Genomic DNA, 26,155 nt, shown 5'->3' with positions numbered 1-26,155 from the left:
ACTCATAACCAATTAATCGCTATCTATTTTTTTGGAAATTTAAAAATCCGCCATAACCATACTTAACAAATCAGCATCATTTTCGCATTATTCGAACGTACTGCCCAATTGCAGATAGAAGACATCATTGCCCCCCTCCGCCATGCCATAGCCGAGGAAGACGGGGCCGAGGAAGCTCTCCACCCCCACATAGACGGAACCCGCGGTGAAGGAGCTCCCCATACCGATGTCCTTGCCCTTGTTCCAGACCCCGCCCTGCTCCAGGGAGCCCCCCAGGTAGAGCGGCATCCTGAATGCGCCGAAGTCGTTATCGGCCACCCGATAGATGTAGCGCAGCCCGCCAAACAGGCTGTAGCGGCCGCTCAGCTGGTAACGCTGGAAACCGGAGAGGCGGAACAGGCCCCCCAGATCCTGGATGTGCAGGGGGACCGCCTCCTCGCTGCCGGAGCCCCCCCCTTCCAGTATCAGGTTGAGGCTGTGGCGATCCCAGGACCAGGGTTTGATCATGGAAAGGTGGTAGTTCCACCCCTCGCTGCGATCATTCAGATCCTCCGGCCCCTCGAAGTTGACGTGAGAGTGGCCCAGCTTGATGTCCCACTTGACCCCTTCATAGGGGAAATAGAGGCTGTCGAGGTTATCGTGCTCGAAACGCACATAAGGGCCCCAAGCCGTCGCATCCACGCTGTAATTCCTGAAGTTTTGCAGATCCACCTTGCCGGTCTGTCCCTCCAGGCCCATGGAGAGGCGGCTCCAGGGTTGGCGATTCCAGCCGATGGCCAGATCCGCGCTGAAGAAGGAGTAGTCGGTATCGAGGTAGTTCAGGTCGATCTCGTCCGGCACCGGATTGAACAGGCGTCGGTCGGTCTGGTCATAGGCCAGGCTGGCCTCACCATAGAAGGTCTGGGAGGGCTCCAGCGGCGTATAAAAATCGGTCTTGATGTGCTTGGCCGTGCCGAGCGACGCCTCGGTCAGCCACTCGGCCCCCCAGTCGTTGACGTTGGTCAGGGTGTAGGACATGCCCACGTTGTAGTTGGAGGTGTTTTCAAAGTCATCAGTGAAGCCGAACTGGAAGTTGAGGTAACCCGGGCCCCAGTTCTTCTCGCTGGCATCCACCACCAGCACGTTCTCCCCGTCCCGCTCCTCCACCTCGTAGGTGATGCGATCGAACGACTCCAGGGCATAGAGGCGGCGGATCCCCGCTTCCAGGCTCTCGTTGGTCTGGATCTTGTCAGGCCGCACCTTCAGCATGGCGCGTACCGTATCGTCGGAGAGTCGCGACTTGTTGAGGATCTCCACCTTGTCGATGAAGTAGGCGGGCTGGCCGCTGCGCTCGGCGCGCCGGCTCAGCTTGAGATTGCGGTAGTCGTTGTACTCGGCCTTGCTCAGGGAGAGGCGTTCAAGCTGCGCCGACGCCTTGCCGGCCGTCGCCTCTCCTATCTTGATCCCCTCCGGCATGCGGCTGAAATCGGCGATCCCCATGTCGCCGAACTCGGGCACGAGCAGTATGTCTCCGGGCCCCAGCAACGCCTTCTGCTTCTCTGTGCCTACCTGGGTCATGTAGGTGGTGAGCTGATCGATCATGGCGAGCCCCGACTTGAGGGATTCCTTGGTGCGCAGCTTGGCGCCGATATCCACCGCGATCACCACGTCGGCCCCCATCGCCTTGGCCACATCCACCGGCATGTTGTTGACGCTTCCCCCGTCCGCCAGGATATGCCCCTCCCACTCCACCGGCTTGAGCGCGCCGGGAATGGACATGGAGGCCTGCATCGCCTTGGCAAGGCTGCCATGATCCAGCACGAAGGGGGTCACCGTCTCCATGTCGGTCGCCATGGCGCGATAAGGGATGGGCAGATCGTCGAAGCTCTTCTGCACCGGCAGGTTGGAGGTGGCGTGGCGCAGCAGGCTGGCCATGGACTGCCCCTGGAAGAAACCGTCCGGCAGCTGGGTGGTATCGCCGTTGACCCCGATATCGGTGCGCAGCTGGTACTGCTCGCTCTGCTGCTTCTTGCGCAGGGAGAGCTCGTTGCGGCCGACCTTGTCCTGATAGCCTTTGTTCCAGTCGATGGCGAGGGTGGTGCGCTCCACCTCCTCGGCGCTGAGCCCCATGGCATACATCCCCGCCACATAGGAGCCCATGCTGGTACCCACTATGATGTCGACCGGGATCCGCTTCTCCTCCAGCACCTTGAGGATACCGATATGGGCCGAGCCCTTGGCCCCGCCCCCACTCAGTACCAGAGCGACCTTGGGGCGGCTCCCTTCGCTTGCCTGCACCAGCAGGGGGCAGAGAGCCAGGAGAAGCAGAAACAAACGGGTCCATCCCGCACGGAAGCAGCGCATCATATTTTCCATATCATTCAGGGGGGATTACTCACCAGGATTGGCCCCTACTATAAGGGCCGCTCCGATGATCGCAAACTGCATCCGCGTGTCAGGTGGTCACCAGTACGCATCCTTGGTGCCATACGGGATTCGCCTCCTGTGAGCGCAAACGTAATCTGCGAATAAAGGTGTCCCTTGACTCAAGGGCATGGCCCCCTGGCCGCTAATATCAACTCATCCCGTGTTCCTCCACCCGAGTCACTCTTATGCTTGCAAGCCTGACACTCAAACAGAAAATCCTGGCCACCATCACTCTGGCCGTCGTGCTCTCCTGCCTGCTGGTGGGTTACTTCAGCCAGCGCTCGGCCCAGCAGCTGATCGAGAAGCGGATGTTCGAGCAGGAGCTACCCAACCTGACCCAGCGGATCAGCAAGGAGATCGAACAGGATCTCAAGGGGATCGCCCAGGCGGCACGGCAGCTGGCCACCGATCGCTTCATCCTCGACTGGGTGGACAGGGGGATGCCCAAAGAGCAGGAACCCATCCTGATCAACCAGCTCAAGGACGTGGCCAGCCAGTATGGTCTGGTGACCGCCTCCTTCGCCGATCGCCAGAGCGCGGCCTACTACAACCAGGACGGCTTCCTGCGCAACCTGACGCCAAGCCAGGATGCCTGGTTCTACGACTACACCAAGAGCCAGAAGGAGATGACTCTCAGCATCTTTCGCGAAAGCAACGGCGAGATGAAGCTGTTCGTCAACTTCCAGCAACTCGATGGCCGCGGCCTGGCCGGATTTGCCAAATCCCTTGATGCCATGGTCGCCATGGTCTCCAGCTTCCGGCTTGAGCAAAGCGGCATCGTCTTCATGGTCGATGGCAGCGGCAAGGTGAAGCTGCACCCCAACGCCAGTCATATCGATCGTGATACCCTGGGCGCGCTGGTCAGCGGTGACAGTGCCAGCCTGCTCGCCAAGCGTCCCTTCGCCGTCATCAACGCCGAGGTGGACGGCCAACCCATGGTGCTGGCCAGCAGCTATATCCCCATGCTGGACTGGTATCTGGTCACCCAGGTGCCCCAGGCCGAGATCTATGCCGGGCTGGCCCAGACCCGCAACGAGATCCTGATGATCTCTCTCGTCATCGCGCTGGCCATGGGCGCCATGGGCATGCTGCTGGCGGGCTCGGTGAGCCGCCCGCTCAATGACCTGGCCGGGTTGTTCAAGGAGCTTGGCAGCGGCGATGGCGATCTGACCCGCCGCCTCAAGGTGGAAGGGCGTGACGAGCTGGCCCAGGTGGCCAGCGGTTTCAACAACTTCGTGGCCAAGATCCACGCCTCCATCGAGCAGGTGGCCGACAACTCCCGCCAACTGGCCGCTACTGCCAACGAGGTGGCCGGCAAGGCGCAACTGACCCAGCACAACTGCACCGCCCAGCGCGACCGCACCGTGCAGGTGGCCACCGCCATCCACGAGATGGGGGCAACGGTGAGCGAGATCGCCGGCAATGCGTCGCTGGCGGCAGACGTGGCGAAACAGGCCAACGATCAGGCGGATGCGGGGGCCCAGGTAGTCGCCCAGGCCCGCCACGGCATCGTCGATCTCTCCGGCGAGATCGAGCAGGTGGCTGGCGTCATTGAATCCCTGGCCAGCCAGACCGATTCCATCGGCAGCATCCTCGACACCATCCGCAGCATCTCGGAGCAGACCAACCTGCTGGCTCTCAACGCCGCCATCGAGGCGGCCCGGGCCGGGGAACAGGGCCGCGGCTTCGCCGTGGTAGCCGACGAGGTGCGCAACCTCGCCAGCCGATCCGCCGCCTCCACCGCGGAGATCCAGGAGATGATCAACCGGCTGCAGGAGCAGAGTGCCCGTGCGGTCAGCGCCATGGCCCGGGGCCGCAACCAGAGTCTGGAAGTGGTGAACCAGGCAGATGAGGCCAACGGGGCGCTCGGCCAGATCACCGCCCACATCACCCAGATCAGCGACATGAACATCCAGGTGGCCACCGCCACCGAGGAGCAGTCCAGCGTGGTGGGCGAGATCAACCGCAACGTGGAGGACATCAACCAGCTCACCATGGAGACCGCCGACATCGCTCATCAGCTGACCGAATCGAGTCGCAGCCTGCAGCAGCTCTCCGGCCAGCTCGACAAACTGGTCGGCAGCTTCCGCCTGTGATGAGCATTGCAGGATTATTCGGGGGCACCCTGGCGCCCTTTTTCATGGTCGCGCCATACCATGACGCAGCCCCCTCGCCCTCTCTGCTCCAAAGGCCGGAAATGCCTCATAATCAGGGAAAAACAGGAGGCAGTATGAGCAAGCTGGTTGTCGTGATGTTGCTGGGGGGACTGCTCAGTGCCTGCAGCAGTGGACCGGTACGGGTACACAGTGCAGATGTGAGCGTCGATGACGCCCGCATCCGCATCAGTGATGGTAGCAGGGACGGCTACGGCACCTTCTGCCCGCCGGGCCAGGCGAAGAAGGGACGCTGCTAAAGGCAGTGACTCCCGACCAGGCCACATGAGCTGCAACGGGAAGTGCAGCAACAGGCATCAATAAAAAGTGCAGCAACAAAAAAAGCCGCTCGATTGAGCGGCTTTCTTGTGCAACCAATTGAAGAAAATTACTTTTTCTTCTTGGCCTTGGCGTTCGGCAGGTCAGTGATGGAGCCTTCGAACACTTCGGCAGCCAGACCCACGGACTCGTGCAGAGTCGGGTGAGCGTGGATGGTCAGGGCGATATCTTCGGCGTCGGCACCCATTTCGATGGCCAGACCGATTTCACCCAGCAGTTCACCACCGTTGGTACCCACGATGGCACCACCGATGACGCGGCCGCTCTCCTTGTCGAAGATCAACTTGGTCATGCCGTCTGAGCAATCGGAGGCGATGGCGCGACCGGAAGCTGCCCACGGGAAGGTGGCAACTTCGAAGTTCAGACCCTGTTGCTTGGCTTCCTTCTCGGTCAGACCAACCCAGGCCATCTCCGGCTCGGTGTAGGCGATGGACGGGATCACTTTCGGGTCGAAGTAGTGCTTCTTGCCGGCGATGACTTCGGCAGCCACGTGACCTTCGTGAACACCCTTGTGAGCCAGCATGGGCTGACCGACGATGTCACCGATGGCGTGGATGTGCGCCACGTTGGTACGCAGCTGCTTGTCCACCTCAATGAAACCGCGCTCGTTGACGGCAACGCCCGCCTTCTCGGCGTCCAGCATCTTGCCATTCGGCACGCGACCTACGGCAACCAGCACGTTGTCGTAGCGAACCGGCTCGGCCGGGGCGTGCTTGCCTTCGTAGGAGACGTACAGGCCATCTTCACGGGCTTCAACTGCGGTGACCTTGGTCTCCAGCATGATGTTGAACTTCTTGGCAACGCGCTTGGTGTAGATCTTGACGATGTCTTTGTCGGCAGCCGGTACCAGCTGATCGGCAAATTCCACCACGTCGATCTCGGAGCCCAGGGAGGAGTACACGGTACCCATCTCCAGACCGATGATACCGCCACCGATGACCAGCAGTTTGCCGGGAACGGTTTTCAGCTCCAGCGCGTCGGTAGAGTCCCATACGCGGGGATCGTCATGGGGGATGAACGGCAGTTTCACCGGACGGGAACCGGCCGCGATGATGGCGTTGTCGAAGGTGATGGTGGTCTTGCCATCAGCGCCTTCCACTTCCAGCGTGTTCGGACCGGTGAACTTGCCGAAGCCATTCACAACCTGAACCTTACGCATCTTGGCCATACCGGCCAGACCGCCGGTCAGCTGGGTGATGACCTTCTCTTTCCACAGACGCACCTTGTCGATGTCGGTCTGCGGGGCACCGAAGACGATGCCGTGCTCGGCCAGCGCCTTGGCTTCTTCAATGACTTTGGCGACGTGCAGCAGGGCCTTGGAGGGAATGCAACCCACGTTCAGGCAGACGCCACCCAGGGTGGAGTAACGCTCAACGATAATGGTATCCAGGCCCAGATCGGCGGCGCGGAAAGCAGCGGAATAACCGGCAGGGCCAGCACCCAGTACTACGACCTGGGTTTTGATTTCTTTACTCATCATGACCTCTTTGTCGTTCTTATATCCCCGGACAGCGCAGTCTTAAACCTTCTTTTTGTTGCAAAACAAGGCGGCTGCAGCCGTGAAAAAAACGGGGCAAGTTTACAATCCTGTTAACGAAATGAGAAGTAAAAAGGGCAGGCTCTGGGCCCGCCCTCTCACTTACAGGACCAGTCGACGAATGTCGGACAGTACGCCATTCATGGTGGTGATGAAGCGGGCTCCATCGGCACCATCGATAACGCGGTGGTCGTAGCTCAGAGCCAGCGGCAGCATCAGACGCGGCACGAACTCTTTGCCGTTCCACTTCGGCTTCATCTCGGACTTGGAGACGCCCAGGATGGCCACTTCCGGCGCGTTGACAATCGGGGTAAAGCTGGTACCACCGATGCCACCCAGGCTGGAGATGGTGAAGCAGCCGCCCTGCATGTCGGACGCGGTCAGCTTGCCGGCACGAGCCTTCTTGGAGATCTCGGCCAGATCGCGGGACAGCTCGATGATGCCCTTCTTGTTGACGTCGCGCACAACCGGCACAACCAGACCGTTGGGGGTATCCACCGCCACACCGATGTGGATGTACTTCTTCATGATCAGCTTGCTGCCGTCTTCGGACAGGGAGCTGCAGAAGCGCGGATGGGCTTCCAGGGCCTTGGCGGCGGCTTTCAGGATGAACACCAGCGGGGTGATCTTCACGTCCAGCTTCTGCTTCTCGGCCAGCACGTTCTGCTCTTTGCGGAACGCTTCCAGCTCGGTGGTATCGGCTTCGTCGAACTGAGTGACATGAGGGATCATGGCCCAGTTGCGGTGCAGGTTCGGACCGGAGATCTTCTGGATGCGGGTCAGTTCGACCTCTTCCACGTCACCGAACTTGCTGAAGTCGACCTTCGGCCACGGCAGTACGCTCATGCCGTTGCCAGAGCCTTGACCTGCAGCCGGTGCGGACTCGGCGCGCTTGACCGCATCCTTCACATAAGCCTGCACGTCTTCTTTGACGATGCGGCCCTTGCGACCGGAGGCCTTCACCTTGGCCAGGTTGACGCCGAACTCGCGAGCCAGACGGCGCACCGCCGGAGAGGCGTGGACGTAGGCATCGTTGGCGACGAAGTCAGAGGCAGCAGCTTGGGCGACCGGCGCAGGGGCAGCAACCGGAGCAGCAGCGACCGGAGCCGGGGCTGCGGCAGGGGCCGGAGCAGCCACGGCAGCCGGAGCGGCGCCAGCCACTTCGAACACCATGATCAGGGAACCGGTGGAGACCTTGTCACCCGCCTTCACCTTGATCTCCTTGACCACACCGGCGAACGGAGCCGGCACTTCCATGGAGGCCTTGTCACCTTCCACGGCGATCAGGGACTGGTCGGCTTCGACCTTGTCACCCACTGCCACCATGATCTCGGTGACTTCCACTTCGTCACCGCCGATGTCCGGTACGTTGACATCCTTGGCGGCGGCAACAGCAGGGGCAGCAGCCACGGGGGCGGCAGCCTGAGCCGGTGCAGCGGCAGCAACCGGCGCGGCGCCAGCCACTTCGAATACCATCACCAGGGAACCGGTGGAAACCTTGGCGCCGGCGGCAACCTTGATCTCGACCACGCGGCCAGCGAACGGTGCCGGCACTTCCATGGAGGCCTTGTCACCTTCCACGGCGATGATGGACTGGTCGGCCTCGACCATGTCGCCCACGGCAACCATGATCTCGGTGACTTCGACTTCGTCACCACCGATATCCGGTACGTGCACGTCCTGACGGGCGGCAGCGGCCGGAGCGGCAGCAGGGGCAGCAGGGGCAGCAGCAACCGGTGCAGCAACTTCTGCAGGTGCGGCGGCAGCGCCTTCGGCTTCGAAGATCATGATCTGGGAACCGGTGGCGACCTTGTCGCCCACCTTGATCAAGATCTCTTTAACGATGCCGGCGGCCGGAGCCGGGACTTCCATGGAGGCTTTGTCGCCTTCTACCGCGATGATGGACTGGTCGAGCTCGACCTTGTCACCCACGGCTACCATGATCTCGGTAACTTCAACCTCATCGGCGCCGATATCCGGCACCATAATCTGTTTGGACATTGTGCTTTATCCTCTTGCGTGCATCCGCGTTGCTGGCTGGCAGCCTCACGCGCATCTCGCGTTAACCTTTGCAAGACCGTGCCGGACAGCTTGTCCCGGCACGGCACTTGATCCTCTTACGCGTACAGCGGGTTCACCTTGTCGGCGTCGATGCCGTACTTGGTGATGGCCTCGGCCACAACCTGCTTGTCGATCTCGCCGCGCTGGGCCAGCTCGGTCAGGGCAGCAACCACCACGTAGAACTCGTTCACTTCAAAGTGACGACGCAGGTTGGCACGGCTGTCGGAACGGCCGTAACCGTCGGTACCCAGCACACGGTAGTTCTCGGTCGGAACGAAGGCACGGACCTGATCGGCGAAGGACTTCATGTAGTCGGTCGCGGCGATGGTGGCCTCGGTGCCCAGCACCTGAGCAATGTACGGTACGCGGGCTTCGCTGGTCGGGTGCAGCATGTTCCAGCGATCCGCGTCCTGACCGTCACGAGCCAGCTCGTTGAAGGAGGTGACGCTGAACACGTCGGAGCCGACACCGTATTCGGTAGCCAGGATCTGGGCGGCCTTGCGCACGTGACCCAGGATGGAGCCACAGCCCAGCAGCTGAACCTTGGCCTTGTCGCCGGCCACGGATTCCAGCTTGTAGATACCCTTGCGGATGCCTTCCTCGGCGCCTTCCGGCATGGCCGGCATGGCGTAGTTCTCGTTCAGGGTGGTGATGTAGTAGAACACGTTCTCCGGGTTCTCACCGTACATGCGACGCAGGCCGTCCTGTACGATCACCGCTACTTCATAGGCGTAGGACGGGTCGTAGGAGACGCAGTTCGGGATGGTGTTGGCCAGGATGTGGCTGTGACCATCTTCGTGCTGCAGACCTTCGCCGTTCAGGGTAGTACGACCGGAGGTCGCACCCAGCAAGAAGCCACGGGCTTGCTGGTCACCGGCTGCCCACGCCATGTCGCCGATCCGCTGGAAGCCGAACATGGAGTAGTAGATGTAGAACGGGATCATCGGGCAGTCGTTGGTGCTGTAAGAGGTCGCAGCAGCCAGCCAGGAGGACATGGCGCCCAGCTCGTTGATACCGTCTTGCAGAACCTGACCCTGCTTGTCTTCCTTGTAGTAGGAGACGATGTCACGGTCTTGCGGGGTGTACTGCTGACCGTGCGGGCTGTAGATACCGATCTGGCGGAACAGACCTTCCATACCGAAGGTACGGGCTTCGTCAGCCAGGATCGGGACGATGCGCTTGCCGATGGACTTGTCTTTCAGCATCACGTTCAGGGAACGCACGAACGCCATGGTGGTGGAGATTTCGCGCGCCTGTTCGCCCAGCAGCGGGCCGAAAGCATCCAGTGCCGGGATTTCCAGCTTGGTGGTGCTCTCGCGCAGACGGGTCGGTACATAGCCCTTCAGTGCGGCACGGCGGGCGTGCAGGTACTTGTGCTCTTCGGTACCTTCTTCGATCTTCAGGTACGGCAGGTCGGCCAGCTGCTCGTCGGATACCGGCAGGCTGAAGCGATCACGCAGGTGACGCACGGAGTCCAGCTCCATCTTCTTGACCTGGTGAGCGATGTTCTTGCCTTCGGCCGCTTCGCCCATGCCATAGCCCTTGATGGTCTTGGCCAGGATAACGGTCGGCTTGCCCTTGGTTGCTGCGGCTTTGGAGAAAGCGGCAAACAGTTTGCGAGGATCGTGACCACCGCGGTTCAGGGCGAAGATCTCCTCGTCGGTCATGTCTTTGACCAGGGCGGCAGTTTCCGGATAACGGTTGAAGAAGTGCTCGCGAACGTAGGCGCCGTCGCGGGACTTCATGGTCTGGTAGTCACCGTCCACTGTCTCGTTCATCAACTGGATCAGCTTGCCGGAAGTGTCTTTCTTCAGCAGCTCATCCCACTTGCGACCCCAGATAACCTTGGTGACGTCCCAGCCGGCGCCGGCGAACAGGCCTTCCAGCTCGTTGATGACCTTGCCGTTGCCGACAACCGGGCCATCCAGACGCTGCAGGTTGCAGTTGACCACGAACACCAGGTTGTCGAGCTTTTCACGCACGGCAACGGTCAGGGCGCCCTTGGCTTCCGGCTCGTCCATCTCGCCGTCACCCAGGAAGGCGTAAACGGTCTGCTCGGAGCAATCCTTGATGCCACGGTCAGTCAGGTACTTCAGGAAGCGGGCCTGATAGATGGCGGCGATGGGGCCCAGACCCATGGAGACGGTCGGGAACTGCCAGAAGTCCGGCATCAGTTTCGGGTGCGGGTAGGAGGGGATACCCTTGCCATCCACTTCCTGACGGAAGTTGTCCAGCTGCTCTTCGGTCAGACGACCTTCAGCGAACGCACGGGCGTAGATGCCCGGGGAGATGTGACCCTGGAAGTAAACCAGGTCGCCACCATCCTTCTCGTTGCGGGCACGGAAGAAGTGGTTGAAGCAGACTTCGTAGATGGTTGCAGAGGAAGCGAAGGAAGACATGTGACCACCCAGGTCCAGGTCTTTCTTGGAGGCGCGCAGCACGATCATCATGGCGTTCCAGCGGATGATGGCGCGAATGCGGCGCTCCATCTCCAGGTCGCCCGGGTAGTCAGGCTCTTCGCTGGACGGAATGGTGTTGATGTAATCGCGGTTTGCCTTGGCAGCCACGTCCACACCGCTTGCGCGGGCTTTCTCGGCCAACTGTTCAAGGATGAACTGAGCGCGTTGGGGACCCTCTTCACGCAGCAGGGATTCCAGAGAGGCAAGCCACTCCAGCGTTTCTATCGGGTCCACATCGTTCTTCAGGATATCAGACATGGCTGGTTCCTATTTTGTTGTGATTGCACGGCATTGCACGGCGAAGGGCGCAAGCATTCGACAATAAAAGAAAGCCTTGTGGGATTAGTTTTCCTGCTGACGGATCCGACGCATGGATCGCTGGATCCGGCTGTCTTCCCTCTGCATATCCAACAAGGTGTCCTCGATAAAGGCCAGGTGCTCATGACAAGCAGCTCTGGCCCGCTCCGGAGCCCCCGAAAGAATAGCCTCGATCAGACTCGCACGATGGCGACGGATCTTGGCTACCACTCCCGGGCGGCGATTCAAAATCTCGTTATTTTGCAGAATGTTCTGCTCCAGCATGGGGCTCATGGCCCGCAACAGGTGCAGCAGCACCACGTTGTGGGAGGCCTCGGCCACCGCCAGATAAAACTGGGTCACGGCAGCGGATTCCGCCACCAGCGACCCCAGCTGCCCAGCCTCCTCGATGGAGATCTGCACTTTGCGGATCCGCTCGAAATCTGACTCTGTGCCCCGCAATGCGGCGTAGTAGGCACAGATGCCTTCCAGCGCATGACGGAACTCCAGCAAATCGTAGCGGGCCTCGGGGTGGGTGCTGAGCAGCTCGAACAGGGGATCGGCGATCCCCTTGCTCAGGGCATTCTGCACATAAGTGCCACCGCCCTGACGGCGATAGAGCAACCCGCGCGCCTCCAGCCGCTGGATGGCTTCGCGCAGGGAGGGGCGCGAAACCTGAAACTGGATGGCCAGCTCGCGCTCGGGAGGCAGTTTCTGTCCCGGCTGCAGGCTGCCTTCCAGAATCATCTGTTCCAGTTCGGCGACGATGGCGTCAGCTAACTTGGGTTGCGTGATCTTGCGATAGGGCATGAGGCTACTTTGTTAAATTGGTATTACCAATTTTATGGATGGGGCGAAAATTAGCAGAGGGGCATTGAAAAGTCCACCCAAAAGATGATCTGAATCAAGAATGAAAGGCACCACTTAAGGGGTAAATTGGCGCAAACATGATTTAGCTCATAGAAAATGGTCTTACCAATATTCTTGAGATAGCTCACAAATAACATTTGAATAACCAGCAATAAAAATGGCCTGCCACATTGGCAAGCCATTGATTTAAAAAGGCAAAGTGAATTTTAATTTTTACAGGAAACGTTGAGTTTCTGGCGAAAATCCTGCCATTGGAAGCTGTCCCCCGGATCCGTCTTGCGCCCCGGTGCGATATCGCAATGACCCACAATTTTTTCCAGAGTGATGGCCGGATAATGGTCACAGATGGCCCGAGCGAGCCCACTCAGCACAGCATATTGCGCCTCCGTGTAGGGAATATCATCCGTCCCTTCCAGTTCGATACCGATGGAGAAGTCGTTGCACGCCTCCCTCCCCTGCCAGCTGGATACTCCCGCATGCCAGGCGCGGGCGCCAAACGGTACATACTGCACCAGTTCGCCATCGCGGCGGATCAGGCAGTGGGCCGAGACCCGCAGCTGATGGATGTCGGCAAAATAGGGATGCGCCCCGGGATCCAGCCTGCCCATAAAGAGATCGTCGATAAAGGGGCCGCCAAACTCGCCGGGGGGCAGGCTGATGCCGTGCACCACCAGCAGGGAGATATCATCCTGTACGGGGCGCTCGTTGTGATGGGGGGACGGAACCCGGCGTGCCTCCCGGCACCAGCCGGCGGCATCGATGGAAAAATGTGTGTTAGGCTGGGTCATCTTTGGCTCGATATGGATGAGGTATGCAGCAAACGGCGCGCTGGTTCTGGTTACTGGCCTGGCTCTCTCTGATGGGTCTGCTGACCCTCTACTTCCACTCCCGCTCCCAGCCAAGCGTCACCGCCAGCGGCGAACTGCTGCTAAGGGCCGACCAGAGCGGCCACTATCGTCTGGAGGGTGCCATCAACGGTCAGCCGGTGCAACTGCTGCTCGACACCGGCGCCACCCGCATAACCGTGCCGCTGCCGGTCGCCAAACGGCTGGGGCTGCCCGCCCATGGCAGCAGCCTGGTAAATACGGCTGCCGGGATGATCCGGGTCGGCAACGGCACCATCGAAACGCTGGCGATGGGCCCTTTGACCTTGTACGATCTGGCCATCTTCATCAATCCGGCGGCAGAGGGAGACGAGGTGCTGGTAGGCATGAATGCTCTCGGTCGGCTGGAGCTGGTTCAAAAGGAGCGGCAGGTGCTGCTCAGACCCTTGCAGGAATAAGGCATGTTTCAACAGGATGTCAGCCGCGCCGTGCGCGCCGCACTACTCGAAGATCTGGGCGATGCCCTCACCACGCTGGACCAGCCGGATACCAGCGCCGATATCACGGCCCAGCTAATCCCCGCCGATCGCATCTCCAGCGCCCGGGTTATCACCCGCGAGGCCGGCGTCTTCTGCGGCCAGCCCTGGGTGGATGAAGTCTTTACCCAGCTCGGCGGCGAGGTGAAGGTGGAGTGGCTGGTGCAAGATGGCGAGCGCCTCTCCCCCAATCAGGAGCTGTTCCGCCTCCATGGTCCGGCCCGTCTGCTGCTGACCGGCGAGCGCAATGCCCTCAACTTTGTGCAGACCCTCTCCGGCGTCGCCACCCTCACAGCCCGTTATGTGGCCGAGCTGGAAGAGACCGGCTGCCGCCTGCTCGACACTCGCAAGACCATTCCCGGCTTGCGCAGTGCCCAGAAGTACGCCGTCACTTGCGGCGGCGGCAAGAACCACCGCATCGGCCTCTTCGACGCCTACCTCATCAAGGAGAACCATATCCTTGCCTGTGGCGGCATCGCCGGCGCCATCCAGGAGGCTCGTCGCCTCAATCCGGACAAACCGGTGGAGGTCGAGGTCGAATCCCTGACTGAACTGGAGCAGGCACTGACCGCCGGTGCCGATATCGTGATGCTGGACAACTTCGACTTGGCCATGATGCGCGAAGCGGTCGCCATCAATCAGGGACGCGCCAAGCTGGAGGTCTCCGGCAACGTCACCCTTGAGACCCTGGCCGAGTTTGCCGCGACCGGAGTGGACTATATCTCGGTGGGCGCGCTGACCAAGCATGTGCGGGCGCTGGATCTCTCCATGCGCTTTATCTGAACGGATTGTGACCGTTCCGGCTACGCCAGCCGAATATCCGGCAGATGCCATCACCTCTATAGGTAATGACTTGATAAGGCTGCTAAAACAGACTCATTGAGAGGCCCGTCAACATAACCGGCCCCTCGACTTGCAAAAGGCGCCCTCGGCGCCTTTTCTTTATATGTCGTACCAGCAACAAGAGAAGGGGGAGGCAATTAAGCAGAAACAGGTCAGTTTTCGCTCTTTTTTCACCCAAATAGAGGATTGGATCAAAAACTTTAATGACGGGCCTGCGCACTTGTTGCCAACGCCATCCGCTCAGATAAGATATTGACGTGTGGTTAGTTTTCCACCGTCACTTCCCAGGAACAATGGATAAAAGGATATTTAAAATGAAGAAACAGTCAGGCTTTACCCTTATCGAATTGATGATCGTGGTCGCGATCGTTGCCATCTTGGCTGCTATCGCATTGCCGGCATATCAAAGCTATACAAAACGCGCAAAATTCACTGAAGTAATCTCTGCGACTGGACCAGCTAAAACTGCTGTTGAAGTATGCGTACAAGGTCACACGGGGGGGACAAGTACTCTCGCATCAGACTGTGCAGCTTCTGGTTTAGCTGCGGTTTCAGGTGCTTCCGATCTCACTGGAAATTTGGCGAGTGTAGGCGTTACTGCAACAGGCAATGTTGTCACTATACTTGCTACTGCCAGCACTGACTTAGATAGTTCCACTTATTCTTTGGTCACGAATACCTTGGCGACTGAAGGACAGCAAGTATTGTGGACCATTTCTGGTTCTTGCAAGACCGATGGTAAATGCTAACGCATGACCTCTAGCCCCCATAGCGGCCTGGCGATAAGCCTGGCCGCCTCTTCGTTGATCAGTGAAGAGGATTCCCAGCGCTACCTGAGTCAGGCCAAGGCCCAGCGCAAACCCTTCGTGGCATTTCTGGTGGAGAACCAGATCCTCGACAGCAAGGCGTTGGCCGATTTCTGCGAGCTGGAGTATGGGGTACCTCTACTGGATCTTGCCGCCTTCGATCTGGCCGAGATCCCGCAGAAGTACCTCAATCAGAAGCTGATTGAGAAACACCATGTGCTGCCCATCTACACCCAGGGCCACACCCTCTATATCGCCATGTCGGATCCGACCAATGTGTCGGCACTGGAAGATTTCGGCTTCAGCTTCGGGCTTCATACCGAGGCGCTGCTGGTGGAAGAGAACAAGCTCACCACCGCCATCGGCAAGCTACTGGAAAACGAGACTGACGTACTCGGCATGGAGGAGATCGACGAGTCCGAAATCTCGGATCTTGAGGTCTCCGATGAAGGCAGCCGCCTCGACGAGAGTGTCAACACCACGGACGATGACGCCCCCATCGTCAAGTACATCAACAAGATCCTGATGGATGCCATCAAGCGCGGCGCCTCCGACCTGCACTTCGAGCCCTATGAGCAGAAGTACCGCATCCGCTTTCGCATCGACGGCATCCTGCACGAAATCGCCACGCCTCCGGTCAATCTGGCCAACCGCTTCTCGGCCCGCCTCAAGGTGATGGCGCGCCTCGATATTGCCGAGCGGCGCCTGCCCCAGGATGGGCGGATCAAGCTGAAGCTGTCGCGCAACAAGTCGATGGACATGCGGGTCAACACCCTGCCCACCATGTGGGGGGAGAAGATCGTTATCCGTCTGCTGGACTCCTCGGCAGCACGGCTCAATATCGAGCAGCTCGGCTTTGACGACAGGCAGAAGGCGCAATACCTGCGCGCCCTCTCCAAGCCCCAGGGGATGATTCTGGTGACCGGCCCCACCGGCTCGGGCAAAACGGTCTCGCTTTACACCGGCCTCAACATTCTCAACACCACAGAGGTGAATATCTCCACCGCCGAGGATCCGGTGGAGATCAACCTGCCCGGCGTCAATCAGGTGCAGGTCAATCCCAAGGCGGGACTCACCTTCGCCAGCGCCCTGCGCTCCTTCCTGCGCCAGGATCCGGACGTGGTGATGGTGGGGGAAATTCGGGATCTGGAGACCGCAGAGATCGCCATCAAGGCGGCGCAAACCGGCCACCTGGTGCTCTCCACTCTGCACACCAACTCGGCTGCCGAGACCCTGACCCGGATGATGAACATGGGCGTGCCGGCCTTCAACATCGCCTCCTCGGTGACCCTGATCATGGCCCAGCGGCTGGCCCGTAAGCTGTGCGATCACTGCAAGGCGCCTGAAGTGGTGCCGGAAGCCGAATTGCTGGAGCTGGGCTTTACCCCGCAGCAACTGGCGGCGGGGCTGCGGCTGTTCAAACCGGTAGGTTGCAAGGAGTGCTCGGGCGGCTACAAGGGACGGGTCGGCATCTACGAAATCATGTTGATGTCGGAAAATATCGCAAAATTGATCATGCAGGGAGCCAACTCGCTGCAGATCGCCGCCATCGCCCAGAAGGAGGGGATGCGGACCCTGCGCACCTCTGGGCTGGAGAAGGCTCGTTTGGGCGTTACCAGTCTGGCGGAAGTGAACCGGGTCACCACCAACTGACTAAGGAGTGCCCCTCTACGGACAATGTCGGATCGTGCCGTAACGCCTTCTGGAAGCAGGCGTCATAAATACAGGATGCCAGAGAGCAAATCGGACAGGCGCCAAGATGGCCCCCCATCGAATCAGTATCCCGCTGGCAAGTGCCAACCGGGGACCTTGACCAGGTCAATGGCGAAGAGGTGTGAGACACCATACGCCCGACCCAATTGCAGGATGCAGTGATGGCAACGCTAACCAACAAGAATAATGCCCCCAAAAAAGTCTTCGCGTTTCGCTGGAGCGGGGTCAACCGCAAGGGCCAGAAAGTCTCTGGTGAACTCCAGGCCGACAGCATCAACACCGTCAAGGCTGAGCTGCGCAAGCAGGGGGTCAACGTCACCAAAGTGGCCAAGAAATCCCAGGGGCTGTTCTCCAAAGGCGGCGCCAAGATCAAGCCGATGGATATCGCCATCGTCTCGCGCCAGATCACCACCATGCTCTCCGCTGGCGTACCGCTGGTGCAGAGCCTGCAGATCATCGCCCGCAGCCATGAAAAAGCCTCAATGCGCGAGCTGATGGGGATCGTCGCCGCCGATGTGGAGACCGGCACCCCCATGTCGGAAGCGCTGCGCCGCCATCCCCGCTACTTTGATGCCCTCTACTGCGATCTGGTGGAGGCGGGCGAGCAGTCCGGCGCGCTGGAGACCATCTATGATCGCATCGCCACCTATCGGGAAAAGTCGGAAGCGCTCAAGTCCAAGATCAAGAAGGCGATGTTCTACCCCACCATGGTCATTCTGGTGGCCATCGTCGTCACCTCCATCCTGCTGCTGTTCGTCATTCCCCAGTTCGAGGACATCTTCAAGAGCTTCGGCGCCGAGCTGCCCATCTTCACCCAGTTCGTCATCGGCATCTCCCGCTTCATGCAGAACTGGTGGTATGTCTTCTTCGGCGGGGCGGCGCTCGCCATCTTCCTCTACGTCCGCGCCTGGCGCGCTTCTCAAAAGGTAAGAGACAACACCGACAAGTTTGTGCTGACCATCCCGGTGGTCGGCATGATACTGCACAAGGCGGCCATGGCCCGCTTTGCCCGCACCCTCTCGACCACCTTCTCGGCCGGTATCCCATTGGTGGATGCCCTCATCTCGGCGGCGGGGGCCTCCGGCAACTATGTCTATCGCACTGCCGTCATGGCCATTCGCAACGAGGTGGTAGCGGGCATGCAAATCAACGTGGCGATGCGCACCGTGGATCTCTTCCCCGACATGGTGATCCAGATGGTGATGATCGGCGAGGAGTCCGGCGCCATCGATGATATGCTCTCCAAGGTCGCCACCATCTTCGAACAGGAGGTGGATGATCTGGTGGATGGCCTCACCAGCCTGCTGGAACCCCTCATCATGGTGGTGCTCGGGGTGCTGGTCGGCGGCATGGTGATCGCCATGTACCTGCCCATCTTCAAGCTTGGCGATGTCGTGGGTTGATTCATGAGGGCATGCAGGCCAAGGCCGCTCATGCCCTTCCCTTCATTTGATGACTGACGGTTGGTTATGACACTTCTTATCGAGCTGGCGCACGGCTTGCCCTGGCTCTATCTCTCCCTGGTTTTTCTCTTCTCTCTGATGATCGGCAGCTTCCTCAACGTGGTGATCCACCGCCTCCCCATCATGCTGGAGCGGGAGTGGCAGGCCGAATATCACGGCTACTTCGAGACACAAACGCCAAACAGCGATCCGGCTGAACGCTACAACCTGATGGTGCCGCGTTCCGCCTGCCCCCACTGCGGCCATGCCATCACGGCCGTCGAGAATATCCCGCTCCTGAGCTGGCTCTGGCTCAGGGGCCGTTGCCGGGAGTGTCGGGCCCCCATCTCGGCCCGTTATCCCTTGGTGGAATTGCTGACAGCCCTGCTCTCGGTAGCGGTAGCCACGATCCTGACGCCGGGCTGGGGTGTGCTGGCAGCCCTGCTGCTGACCTGGGTGCTGGTGGCGCTCACCTTTATCGATCTGGACAAGATGCTGCTGCCCGACCAGCTTACCCTGCCATTGCTGTGGGGCGGATTGCTGTTCAATTTGCTGGGTGGCTTTGTACCGCTGGCCGACGCGGTGATCGGGGCCATGGCCGGCTATCTGGTGCTGTGGAGCCTCTACTGGGCATTCAAGCTGCTGACCGGCAAGGAGGGGATGGGATATGGCGACTTCAAGCTGCTGGCGGCGCTCGGTGCCTGGCTGGGCTGGCAGTCCCTGCCCATCATACTGCTGCTCTCCTCCCTGGTAGGCGCCATCATCGGCCTCACGCTGATCGCGCTGCGCAAGCACCATCAGGGCAAGCCCATTCCCTTTGGCCCCTATCTGGCCATCGCGGGCTGGATCGCCCTGCTGTGGGGCGATACCATCACCCGCTGGTATCTCGAAATGGTGCTCTGACCCATGTATGTAGTCGCAATCACCGGCGGAATTGGCAGCGGCAAGACCACGGTGGCCAACCAGTTCGCCGAGCTCGGCATCGATGTGATCGACGCTGACGTCATCGCCCGCGAGGTGGTGGAACCGGGCACCCCGGCCCTTGCCGCCATCGCCGCCCACTTTGGCCCGGATGTCATCGCCTCCGATGGCCGGCTCGATCGCCGCCAGCTGCGCGAGCGGGTCTTCAGCGAACCCGATGCCAAGGCCTGGCTCAATGCCCTGCTTCACCCCCTCATCCGCAGCGAGATGCAGCGCCAGTGCGCCGCCGCCCGTTCCCCCTATTGCCTGCTGGTGGTTCCCCTGCTGGTGGAGAACAGACTCACCGGGCTCGCAGACCGGGTGCTGGTGATCGACGTGGACGAAGCGACCCAGATCGCACGCACTTGTCGCCGGGATGGGGTGAATCGGGAGCAGGCCCAGGCCATTCTGGCCGCTCAGGCCAGCCGGGATGAGCGTCTCGCGGTCGCCGACGACATACTCGACAACCGGGCAGAGGACAAAATGGCAATCAGAACGCAAATTTTGGCCCTGCACCAAACATATCTGGCGTTTGCCTCTCAACAAGCCCGGCAACAGTGAGTACACTAGGCCGGTTTATGGCTGGCCAGGATTAGGCATGATTTACGATTTCCCCCTCAATGAAAAAAGCCGGACTTATCTGCGTCTGGAATCCCTGTTTTCCCAGATCCACGACAATCTGGAGAGTGACCAGTCCTGGGCACATATCGCCTTTTTCAAGGGGCTGTTCGATCTGCAGGAGTTGCTTGAGCGCGGCGATCTGCGGGCCGATCTTATCAAGGATCTGGAGCGCCTCAGCCAGCGTCTGAGCCACTGGGCCAACTTGCCTGACGTGGATCTGGAGCAGGTCAAGCTGATGCAGCAAGAGTGCAGCCAGCTCTCCCGCAGCCTGCTGAACGCCCCCCGCCCCGGTGCCCGCCTGAAAGAAGATCGCTTGCTCGGCTCCATCCGCCAGCGTTTCTCCATTCCGGGTGGCTTGTGCGCCTTCGACGTGCCGCAGCTGCACCACTGGCTCGCCACCCCGGCCATCAGCCGCCATCAACAGATGCAGGGCTGGCTCAGCGACATCACCCTGATGATGAATGCCATCTCCCTGCTGCTGCGCCTGTGGCGCGAGTCAGGCTGCTTCAGCGATCAGGTGGCCACCAACGGCTTCTTCCAGGACACCGCCGAGAGCGCCGAGCTTATCCGCATCCGCCTGGCGGACAATCTGCTCTGCTACCCGACCCTGAGCGGTCACAAGAATCGCTTCGCCCTACGTTTTCTGCCCACCACAGAGCAGCAGATTGGCGATGTACCGTTCCAACTAGCCTGCTGCTAAGGAGTTCTCATGGTCACCAAGGTCAAGTGCCCTACCTGCAACAGTGAAGTGGAATGGGGCCCGCAGAGCCCCTTTCGCCCCTTCTGCAGCAAGCGCTGCCAGCTGATCGATCTCGGCGAATGGGCCGATGAAGAGAAGCGCATTCCGGGGGAGACAAACCCGGACCTGTTGCCGGAGCCGGAAGAGGGCGACCGCTGGCTGTAAGCAGCATCCGCCAAGATACAAAAAAGGGCCTGAAGGCCCTTTTTCATTTCCGGATCAGGGGATCAGCCCTGCAGGCGCGCCACTATGGGGCCATTGGCATCGGGGAAGTGATAGTTGTGCAGCTCGGCCACCGGCACCCAGAGACACTCCTGCCCCTCTTTGCCGAACGGCTCACCGCTAAAGCGCGTCACCTTCCAGATATCCAGCAACACCTGCTTCTCGGGATAGTCGTGGTGCAGCTCCATGAAGGGGGAGCAATCCTGTACCCGGATGCCGATCTCCTCCCACAGCTCCCTGTCCAGAGCGGTGAGCAAGTCTTCACCCGACTCCACCTTGCCACCGGGGAACTCCCAGCGATCCCCCTGATGGCGGTCGGAAGATCGCTTGGCGATGAAGATCTCGCCCCGCTCGTTCTCGATGACGCCCACCGCCACCCAGATCCGTTTTTTCTGTTCCATCTCGGTTACCTCGTCAGATACGGCCACTGCGCGTTCCTCATCAATAACAAGGCGGGCACTGGGCCCGCCTTGTGATGGCATCGCGCGTTATCAGGTCAACTGACCGTGACAGTGCTTGTACTTCTTGCCGGAGCCACAGGGGCAGGGATCGTTGCGACCTACTTTCTGCTCGTCCCGCACGAAGGTGGTGTGACCCTCGTCGGAGGCCACCTCTTCACCCGCCAGCTGGTTCTCGGCACTGGCATGGGTGTAGGTGCGGGGAGCAGCTTCAGCCTGCTGGCGCTGCTGGGCCTCCATCGCCTCCACGTCGCGTTCCTGCACCTGAACTCGGCTCAGGATGCTGACCACGTCGCGCTTGAGGGTTTCCAGCATCTGGGTGAACAAATCGAAAGATTCGCGCTTGTACTCCTGCTTGGGGTTCTTCTGGGCGTAGCCGCGCAGATGGATGCCCTGACGCAGGTGATCCATGGCCGCCAGGTGCTCCTTCCACAGGCCATCCAGGGTCTGCAGCATCACGGCCTTCTCGAAGTTGCGCAGCACGGCGGTGCCGACCAGCTCTTCCTTGTGGGCGTAGAGCTTGCGGGCCTCGTCCAGAATGCGCTCGCGCAGCTTCTCTTCGTAGAGCTTGTCGTCCTCTTCCAGCCACTTGACCAGCGGCAAGTCGAGGGAGAAGTCCCCCTTGAGGCGCGCTTCCAGGCCGGCCACGTCCCACATCTCCTCCAGAGATTGGGGCGGAATATATTCGTCGATCACGTTGTTGTAGACGTCATCGCGGATCACGTGGATGGTCTCGGAGATGTCATCGGTATCCAGCAGCTCGTTGCGCTGCTCGTAGACCACCTTGCGCTGGTCGTTGGCCACATCGTCAAACTCGAGCAGGCTCTTGCGGATGTCAAAGTTGCGACCTTCCACCTTGCGCTGGGCGTTCTCGATGGCCTTGGTCACCCAGGGGTGCTCGATGGCTTCGCCCTGCTCCATACCCAGCTTCTTCATCATGCCGGTCACGCGATCGGAGGCGAAGATCCGCATCAGGGTATCTTCCATGGAGAGATAGAAGCGGGAGGAGCCCGGGTCACCCTGACGACCGGAACGGCCGCGCAGCTGGTTGTCGATACGGCGGGACTCGTGGCGCTCGGTGCCGATGATGTGCAGACCACCAGCGGCCAGTACCGCGTCGTGACGCGCCTGCCAGGCTGCCTTGATCTCACGGATCTGTTCGTCGGTCGGGTTCTCCAGCGCGGCGATCTCAGCCTGCCAGTTGCCACCCAGCACGATGTCGGTACCACGACCGGCCATGTTGGTGGCGATAGTCACGGCGCCGGACTGGCCAGCCTGGGCAACGATCTCCGCCTCCATGGCGTGGAACTTGGCGTTCAGCACCTTGTGCGGGATCTTCTCCTTGGTCAGGATACCGGAGAGCAGCTCGGAGTTCTCGATGGAGACGGTACCCACCAGTACCGGTTGACCCCGTTCGACACAGCCACGGATGTCGTCGATGATGGCAGCGTATTTCTCATTGGCGGTCAGGTAGACCAGATCGCCCATGTCCTTGCGCACCATCGGCTTGTTGGTCGGGATTACCACGGTATCCAGGCCATAAATCTGCTGGAATTCAAAGGCTTCGGTATCGGCGGTACCCGTCATGCCCGCCAGCTTGTTGTAGAGGCGGAAGTAGTTCTGGAAGGTGATGGAGGCCAGGGTCTGGTTCTCGTTCTGGATCTTGACCCCTTCCTTCGCCTCGACGGCCTGGTGCAGGCCATCGGACCAGCGACGACCCGGCATGGTACGGCCGGTATGCTCGTCGACGATGACGATCTCGTCCTTCTGGACGATGTAATCCACGTTGCGCTCAAACAGGGTATGGGCACGCAGACCGGCGTTGACGTGGTGCAGCAGGCTGATGTTGGAGGCGGAGAACAGGGAGTCGTTTTCGTCGAGCAGCCCCTCTTTCTTGAGCAGCTCTTCCACGAAGATCTGGCCGTTCTCGGTCAGCAGCGCCTGGCGGTTCTTCTCGTCCACCGTATAGTGGCCGTCGCCTGTGTACTCTTCGGTGTCTTCCTTGTCCTGCTTGACCAGCAGCGGGATCAGCTTGTTGACGCGGATGTAGAGTTCGGAGCTGTCTTCGGCCGGGCCGGAGATGATCAGCGGGGTGCGGGCTTCATCAATGAGCACGGAGTCCACTTCGTCCACCAGGGCGTAGTTGAGCGGACGCTGCACGCGCTGTTCCGGCGAGAAGGCCATGTTGTCGCGCAGGTAGTCGAAACCGAATTCATTGTTGGTACCGTAGGTGATGTCGGCAGCGTAGGCATCGCGCTTCTGGGATGCATCCATGCCCGGCACGTTGCAATCCACCGTCATGCCGAGGAAGGTGAACAGCGGGCGGTTCGCCTCCGCGTCACGCTTGGCCAGATAGTCGTTCACCGTCACCACGTGCACGCCGCGACCGGAGAGTGCGTTCAGATAAGCCGGCAGGGTGGCGGTCAGGGTTTTACCTTCACCCGTCTTCATTTCGGCGATGCGGTTGGAGTTCAGCACCATGCCGCCGATCAGCTGTACGTCGAAGTGGCGCATGCCAAATACCCGCTTGGAGGCTTCGCGCACGGTGGCAAACGCTTCCGGCAACAGCTGCTCCAGGGTCTCGCCCTGCTCCAGACGCTGACGGTACTCGGCGGTCTTTGCCTGCAGTTCGGCGTCGGACAGCGCCTCGAACTGCGGCTCCATCGCATTGATCTGTTTTACAATTTTGCGCAAAGCCTTGAGCGTTCTGTCGTTCCGGCTGCCGATAATCTTGGTAAGCAGTGTGCTAATCATGGGTACCAACTATTTCTGGTTATAAAAGCGTTCCGTCACTGGAACCTGAAGAAAAAAACCTAACCCCGGCTGGCACTCAGAAAGCGTGCGGGGTTGACCTGACGACCGTCTTTCAACACTTCGTAATGCAGATGGACGCCGGTCGCGCGACCGGTACGCCCCATCAAGGCAATCTTCTGACCCTGATCGACCAGGGTACCAACTTCGACCAGCAACTTGGAGTTGTGGGCATAGCGGGTCACCAGGCCATTGCCGTGGTTGATCTCCACCATGTTGCCAAACTCCGGATGACGACCGGCCCATCTCACCACACCCGGGCCCGTGGCCAGGATGGGGGTGCCCACCTTGCCACGATAATCCACCCCTTTGTGCATCTTGGCCCGACCGTTGAACGGGTCGACCCGTCCCCCGAAGCCGGACGACACCCAGACCCGCTCCTGCTGGACCGGCGTGCCGGAGATGAAACCGGCATCGGTTATATGGTGATTCATGATGAAAGATTCAAGTACCGACAGCTGCTCTTCACGACTGCTGAGCTGCTGGCTGAGGTGTTTCATGGAGTCCTGCAGCTCATTGAGGCTGACTTCCAGATCTTCATCGTAGGAAGGACCGCCCATGGGGGGCAGTTCCTTGAAATTGAACTCCTCGGGATCGAGGTCTGCCTGCTCGGTCAGACGTTCACCGAGGGCATTGAGGCGCCCCAGCTGCCCCTGCATGGTGCCCACTTGGGCCGCCAGCATGGCAAGTTGTTCACGGGCTTCGTCGCCACTCTGTTTGGCGGATTGCTGCTCGGCCATGGCCAGCGCCAGTTCCAGCGCGTCCATTTTCTGCTGCCAGCTCTGCCAGAGCCAGCCGCCACCAAGGGCCAACAGGGAGAAAATGATACCGCCGACCCAGGCCAGACGCTGTTTGGGTACGTGCAACTTGCGTCGCTGCTTGCCGTGGAGGATCAGGGTAATGCTCATAGAAATCTGTCTGCTCGGTCAGGTACGGTCCAGGGACTGCACGGGAAATAAAACCGGGAGATAATCGGTATTGAAGGATGGAGTAAACAAATGACGGAACGTCGGTGCGGAGAGAGGACCGACGTTCCGTTGCACAGCTATCAGGCCAGAACCAGACCGTTGTCGTAGTAAGCGATAGGCGCTTTGTCGCCCTCGCCTTCGAAGGTCACCAGTTCCCACGCCTCCTGCTCGGCCAGCAAGGCGCGCAGCAGCTTGTTGTTCAGGGCATGGCCGGTCTTGTAGGCACGGAATTCGCCGATGATGCTGCGGTTGCACATGTAGAGGTCACCGATCGCATCCAGCATCTTGTGCTTCACGAACTCGTCCTCGTAGCGCAGACCATCTTCGTTCAGCACCCGGTAGTCATCCAGTACCACGGCGTTTTCCAAGCTTCCGCCCAGCGCCAGGTTCTGGGAACGCAGGTACTCGATATCACGCATGAACCCGAAAGTACGGGCACGGCTGATCTCTTTCACGAAGGAGGCTCCGGAGAAGTCCAGTACGCAACGCTGGTTGCGCCCTTCAAACACCGGGTGCTGGAAATCGATCTCGAGATCCATCTTGAAGCCGTTGCGATAGGGGTGGAATTCCGCCCACTTGTCGCCGTCTTCAACCCGGATGCTCTTCTTGATCCGCACAAACTGCTTGGCCGCATTCTGTTCACGGACCCCGACTTCCTGCAACAGGTAGATAAAGGGGTGTGCACTGCCGTCCATCACCGGGATCTCGGGTGCGTCAACTTCGACGTAGAGGTTGTCGATCCCCATCCCGGCAAGGGCTGCGGAGAGGTGCTCAATAGTAGAGACACGGACACCGGCTTCGTTGACCAGTGCGGTACAGAGTACGGTATCGCGCACCTGATCGGCATTGGCTGGCAGCTCCACCACAGGATTCAGGTCGGTACGCAAGTAAACGATCCCTGTGTTCACAGGAGCCGGACGGAATGTCATGGTGACTTTCCGGCCCGAATGCAGGCCGACGCCAGTCGCCTGTACACTCGTTTTCAAGGTTCTTTGTCTAATCATGGGTGTACCCTAAACAGCTTAAAATCCGGACCAGATGGTCGTTGGCAGGCCATCTTAGCACATTCCTTAAGCAACAAACAAACCAG

The 26,155-nt window shown here is 60.1% G+C and carries 21 protein-coding genes; 11 read left to right on the top strand and 10 right to left on the bottom strand.

Features of this window, described 5'->3' with window-relative positions:
* Positions 1-87: 87 nt before the first annotated feature.
* Positions 88-2,343, bottom strand: a complete 2,256-nt coding sequence (locus ACB028_RS13405; RefSeq protein ID WP_371144518.1) for a patatin-like phospholipase family protein — start codon at positions 2,341-2,343, stop codon at positions 88-90.
* Between the two features lie 248 nt (positions 2,344-2,591).
* On the opposite strand from ACB028_RS13405, the gene ACB028_RS13400 reads away from it, so the two are divergent.
* Positions 2,592-4,502, top strand: a complete 1,911-nt coding sequence (locus ACB028_RS13400; RefSeq protein WP_371144484.1) for a methyl-accepting chemotaxis protein — start codon at positions 2,592-2,594, stop codon at positions 4,500-4,502.
* Between the two features lie 134 nt (positions 4,503-4,636).
* Positions 4,637-4,819 carry a hypothetical protein gene (locus tag ACB028_RS13395; RefSeq protein WP_026456693.1) on the top strand — a complete coding sequence of 61 codons (183 nt, stop codon included), beginning with the start codon at positions 4,637-4,639 and terminating at the stop codon, positions 4,817-4,819.
* 128 nt (positions 4,820-4,947) lie between these two features.
* On the opposite strand, the gene lpdA is transcribed toward ACB028_RS13395, so the two are convergent.
* From lpdA to ampD, 5 genes are all read right to left on the bottom strand, one after another.
* Entirely contained in the window at positions 4,948-6,375 is a 1,428-nt protein-coding gene (gene lpdA / locus ACB028_RS13390) for a dihydrolipoyl dehydrogenase (protein WP_042025101.1), read from the bottom strand.
* A gap of 162 nt (positions 6,376-6,537) precedes the next feature.
* A complete protein-coding gene (gene aceF / locus ACB028_RS13385; protein WP_371144483.1) occupies positions 6,538-8,436 on the bottom strand; it encodes a pyruvate dehydrogenase complex dihydrolipoyllysine-residue acetyltransferase in 1,899 nt (632 codons plus the stop codon).
* Between the two features lie 116 nt (positions 8,437-8,552).
* A complete protein-coding gene (gene aceE, locus ACB028_RS13380) occupies positions 8,553-11,213 on the bottom strand; it encodes a pyruvate dehydrogenase (acetyl-transferring), homodimeric type (protein ID WP_342013429.1) in 2,661 nt (886 codons plus the stop codon).
* A gap of 84 nt (positions 11,214-11,297) precedes the next feature.
* Complete coding sequence (gene pdhR, locus ACB028_RS13375) at positions 11,298-12,062, bottom strand: pyruvate dehydrogenase complex transcriptional repressor PdhR (RefSeq protein WP_026456603.1); 765 nt, start codon at positions 12,060-12,062, stop codon at positions 11,298-11,300.
* A gap of 266 nt (positions 12,063-12,328) precedes the next feature.
* On the bottom strand, positions 12,329-12,910 hold the full coding sequence (gene ampD, locus ACB028_RS13370) for a 1,6-anhydro-N-acetylmuramyl-L-alanine amidase AmpD (protein ID WP_371144482.1): 582 nt from the start codon (positions 12,908-12,910) through the stop codon (positions 12,329-12,331).
* A 23-nt stretch (positions 12,911-12,933) separates the two neighbouring features.
* On the opposite strand from ampD, the gene ACB028_RS13365 reads away from it, so the two are divergent.
* The 9 genes from ACB028_RS13365 (at position 12,934) to yacG (ending at position 20,771) form a co-directional block, all read left to right on the top strand.
* The gene (locus tag ACB028_RS13365) at positions 12,934-13,404 is read left to right on the top strand and encodes a TIGR02281 family clan AA aspartic protease (RefSeq protein WP_371144481.1); all 471 of its coding nucleotides are present in this window, start codon (positions 12,934-12,936) and stop codon (positions 13,402-13,404) included.
* A gap of 3 nt (positions 13,405-13,407) precedes the next feature.
* Positions 13,408-14,265, top strand: a complete 858-nt coding sequence (gene nadC, locus ACB028_RS13360) for a carboxylating nicotinate-nucleotide diphosphorylase (protein ID WP_371144480.1) — start codon at positions 13,408-13,410, stop codon at positions 14,263-14,265.
* 374 nt (positions 14,266-14,639) lie between these two features.
* Complete coding sequence (locus tag ACB028_RS13355) at positions 14,640-15,074, top strand: prepilin-type N-terminal cleavage/methylation domain-containing protein (protein WP_371144479.1); 435 nt, start codon at positions 14,640-14,642, stop codon at positions 15,072-15,074.
* A 3-nt stretch (positions 15,075-15,077) separates the two neighbouring features.
* A complete protein-coding gene (tapB, locus tag ACB028_RS13350; RefSeq protein ID WP_042070810.1) occupies positions 15,078-16,784 on the top strand; it encodes a PilB family type IVa pilus assembly ATPase TapB in 1,707 nt (568 codons plus the stop codon).
* Positions 16,785-17,005: 221 nt separating this feature from the next.
* A complete protein-coding gene (locus ACB028_RS13345; RefSeq protein WP_026456598.1) occupies positions 17,006-18,247 on the top strand; it encodes a type II secretion system F family protein in 1,242 nt (413 codons plus the stop codon).
* A gap of 66 nt (positions 18,248-18,313) precedes the next feature.
* The gene (locus ACB028_RS13340) at positions 18,314-19,189 is read left to right on the top strand and encodes an A24 family peptidase (RefSeq protein ID WP_371144478.1); all 876 of its coding nucleotides are present in this window, start codon (positions 18,314-18,316) and stop codon (positions 19,187-19,189) included.
* A 3-nt stretch (positions 19,190-19,192) separates the two neighbouring features.
* Entirely contained in the window at positions 19,193-19,807 is a 615-nt protein-coding gene (gene coaE / locus ACB028_RS13335; protein ID WP_371144477.1) for a dephospho-CoA kinase, read from the top strand.
* Between the two features lie 37 nt (positions 19,808-19,844).
* A complete protein-coding gene (gene zapD / locus ACB028_RS13330) occupies positions 19,845-20,567 on the top strand; it encodes a cell division protein ZapD (protein ID WP_201980463.1) in 723 nt (240 codons plus the stop codon).
* A gap of 9 nt (positions 20,568-20,576) precedes the next feature.
* Positions 20,577-20,771 carry a DNA gyrase inhibitor YacG gene (gene yacG / locus ACB028_RS13325; RefSeq protein ID WP_268855569.1) on the top strand — a complete coding sequence of 65 codons (195 nt, stop codon included), beginning with the start codon at positions 20,577-20,579 and terminating at the stop codon, positions 20,769-20,771.
* 62 nt (positions 20,772-20,833) lie between these two features.
* On the opposite strand, the gene mutT is transcribed toward yacG, so the two are convergent.
* From mutT to lpxC, 4 genes are all read right to left on the bottom strand, one after another.
* Complete coding sequence (gene mutT / locus ACB028_RS13320) at positions 20,834-21,229, bottom strand: 8-oxo-dGTP diphosphatase MutT (RefSeq protein ID WP_026457309.1); 396 nt, start codon at positions 21,227-21,229, stop codon at positions 20,834-20,836.
* Positions 21,230-21,319: 90 nt separating this feature from the next.
* On the bottom strand, positions 21,320-24,040 hold the full coding sequence (gene secA / locus ACB028_RS13315; protein WP_042070818.1) for a preprotein translocase subunit SecA: 2,721 nt from the start codon (positions 24,038-24,040) through the stop codon (positions 21,320-21,322).
* Positions 24,041-24,099: 59 nt separating this feature from the next.
* Positions 24,100-25,005 carry a M23 family metallopeptidase gene (locus tag ACB028_RS13310; protein WP_042025086.1) on the bottom strand — a complete coding sequence of 302 codons (906 nt, stop codon included), beginning with the start codon at positions 25,003-25,005 and terminating at the stop codon, positions 24,100-24,102.
* Positions 25,006-25,145: 140 nt separating this feature from the next.
* Positions 25,146-26,069: a UDP-3-O-acyl-N-acetylglucosamine deacetylase gene (lpxC, locus tag ACB028_RS13305; RefSeq protein WP_026456701.1), complete on the bottom strand. Its 924-nt coding sequence runs from the start codon at positions 26,067-26,069 to the stop codon at positions 25,146-25,148.
* Positions 26,070-26,155: the final 86 nt, after the last annotated feature.

The organism is Aeromonas sp. S9(2024) (assembly GCF_041403185.1).
GTDB lineage: Bacteria > Pseudomonadota > Gammaproteobacteria > Enterobacterales > Aeromonadaceae > Aeromonas > Aeromonas enteropelogenes.
This window is presented reverse-complemented; position numbering and strand designations above follow the sequence as displayed.

What these genes read in the sequence shown, in the direction of transcription:
- ACB028_RS13405 (WP_371144518.1), bottom strand. Translation starts at nt 2,343, where the DNA reads ATGCGCTGCTTCCGTGCGGGATGGACCCGTTTGTTTCTGCTTCTCCTG.
- ACB028_RS13400 (WP_371144484.1), top strand. Translation starts at nt 2,592, where the DNA reads ATGCTTGCAAGCCTGACACTCAAACAGAAAATCCTGGCCACCATCACT.
- ACB028_RS13395 (WP_026456693.1), top strand. Translation starts at nt 4,637, where the DNA reads ATGAGCAAGCTGGTTGTCGTGATGTTGCTGGGGGGACTGCTCAGTGCC.
- lpdA (WP_042025101.1), bottom strand. Translation starts at nt 6,375, where the DNA reads ATGAGTAAAGAAATCAAAACCCAGGTCGTAGTACTGGGTGCTGGCCCT.
- aceF (WP_371144483.1), bottom strand. Translation starts at nt 8,436, where the DNA reads ATGTCCAAACAGATTATGGTGCCGGATATCGGCGCCGATGAGGTTGAA.
- aceE (WP_342013429.1), bottom strand. Translation starts at nt 11,213, where the DNA reads ATGTCTGATATCCTGAAGAACGATGTGGACCCGATAGAAACGCTGGAG.
- pdhR (WP_026456603.1), bottom strand. Translation starts at nt 12,062, where the DNA reads ATGCCCTATCGCAAGATCACGCAACCCAAGTTAGCTGACGCCATCGTC.
- ampD (WP_371144482.1), bottom strand. Translation starts at nt 12,910, where the DNA reads ATGACCCAGCCTAACACACATTTTTCCATCGATGCCGCCGGCTGGTGC.
- ACB028_RS13365 (WP_371144481.1), top strand. Translation starts at nt 12,934, where the DNA reads ATGCAGCAAACGGCGCGCTGGTTCTGGTTACTGGCCTGGCTCTCTCTG.
- nadC (WP_371144480.1), top strand. Translation starts at nt 13,408, where the DNA reads ATGTTTCAACAGGATGTCAGCCGCGCCGTGCGCGCCGCACTACTCGAA.
- ACB028_RS13355 (WP_371144479.1), top strand. Translation starts at nt 14,640, where the DNA reads ATGAAGAAACAGTCAGGCTTTACCCTTATCGAATTGATGATCGTGGTC.
- tapB (WP_042070810.1), top strand. Translation starts at nt 15,078, where the DNA reads ATGACCTCTAGCCCCCATAGCGGCCTGGCGATAAGCCTGGCCGCCTCT.
- ACB028_RS13345 (WP_026456598.1), top strand. Translation starts at nt 17,006, where the DNA reads ATGGCAACGCTAACCAACAAGAATAATGCCCCCAAAAAAGTCTTCGCG.
- ACB028_RS13340 (WP_371144478.1), top strand. Translation starts at nt 18,314, where the DNA reads ATGACACTTCTTATCGAGCTGGCGCACGGCTTGCCCTGGCTCTATCTC.
- coaE (WP_371144477.1), top strand. Translation starts at nt 19,193, where the DNA reads ATGTATGTAGTCGCAATCACCGGCGGAATTGGCAGCGGCAAGACCACG.
- zapD (WP_201980463.1), top strand. Translation starts at nt 19,845, where the DNA reads ATGATTTACGATTTCCCCCTCAATGAAAAAAGCCGGACTTATCTGCGT.
- yacG (WP_268855569.1), top strand. Translation starts at nt 20,577, where the DNA reads ATGGTCACCAAGGTCAAGTGCCCTACCTGCAACAGTGAAGTGGAATGG.
- mutT (WP_026457309.1), bottom strand. Translation starts at nt 21,229, where the DNA reads ATGGAACAGAAAAAACGGATCTGGGTGGCGGTGGGCGTCATCGAGAAC.
- secA (WP_042070818.1), bottom strand. Translation starts at nt 24,040, where the DNA reads ATGATTAGCACACTGCTTACCAAGATTATCGGCAGCCGGAACGACAGA.
- ACB028_RS13310 (WP_042025086.1), bottom strand. Translation starts at nt 25,005, where the DNA reads ATGAGCATTACCCTGATCCTCCACGGCAAGCAGCGACGCAAGTTGCAC.
- lpxC (WP_026456701.1), bottom strand. Translation starts at nt 26,069, where the DNA reads ATGATTAGACAAAGAACCTTGAAAACGAGTGTACAGGCGACTGGCGTC.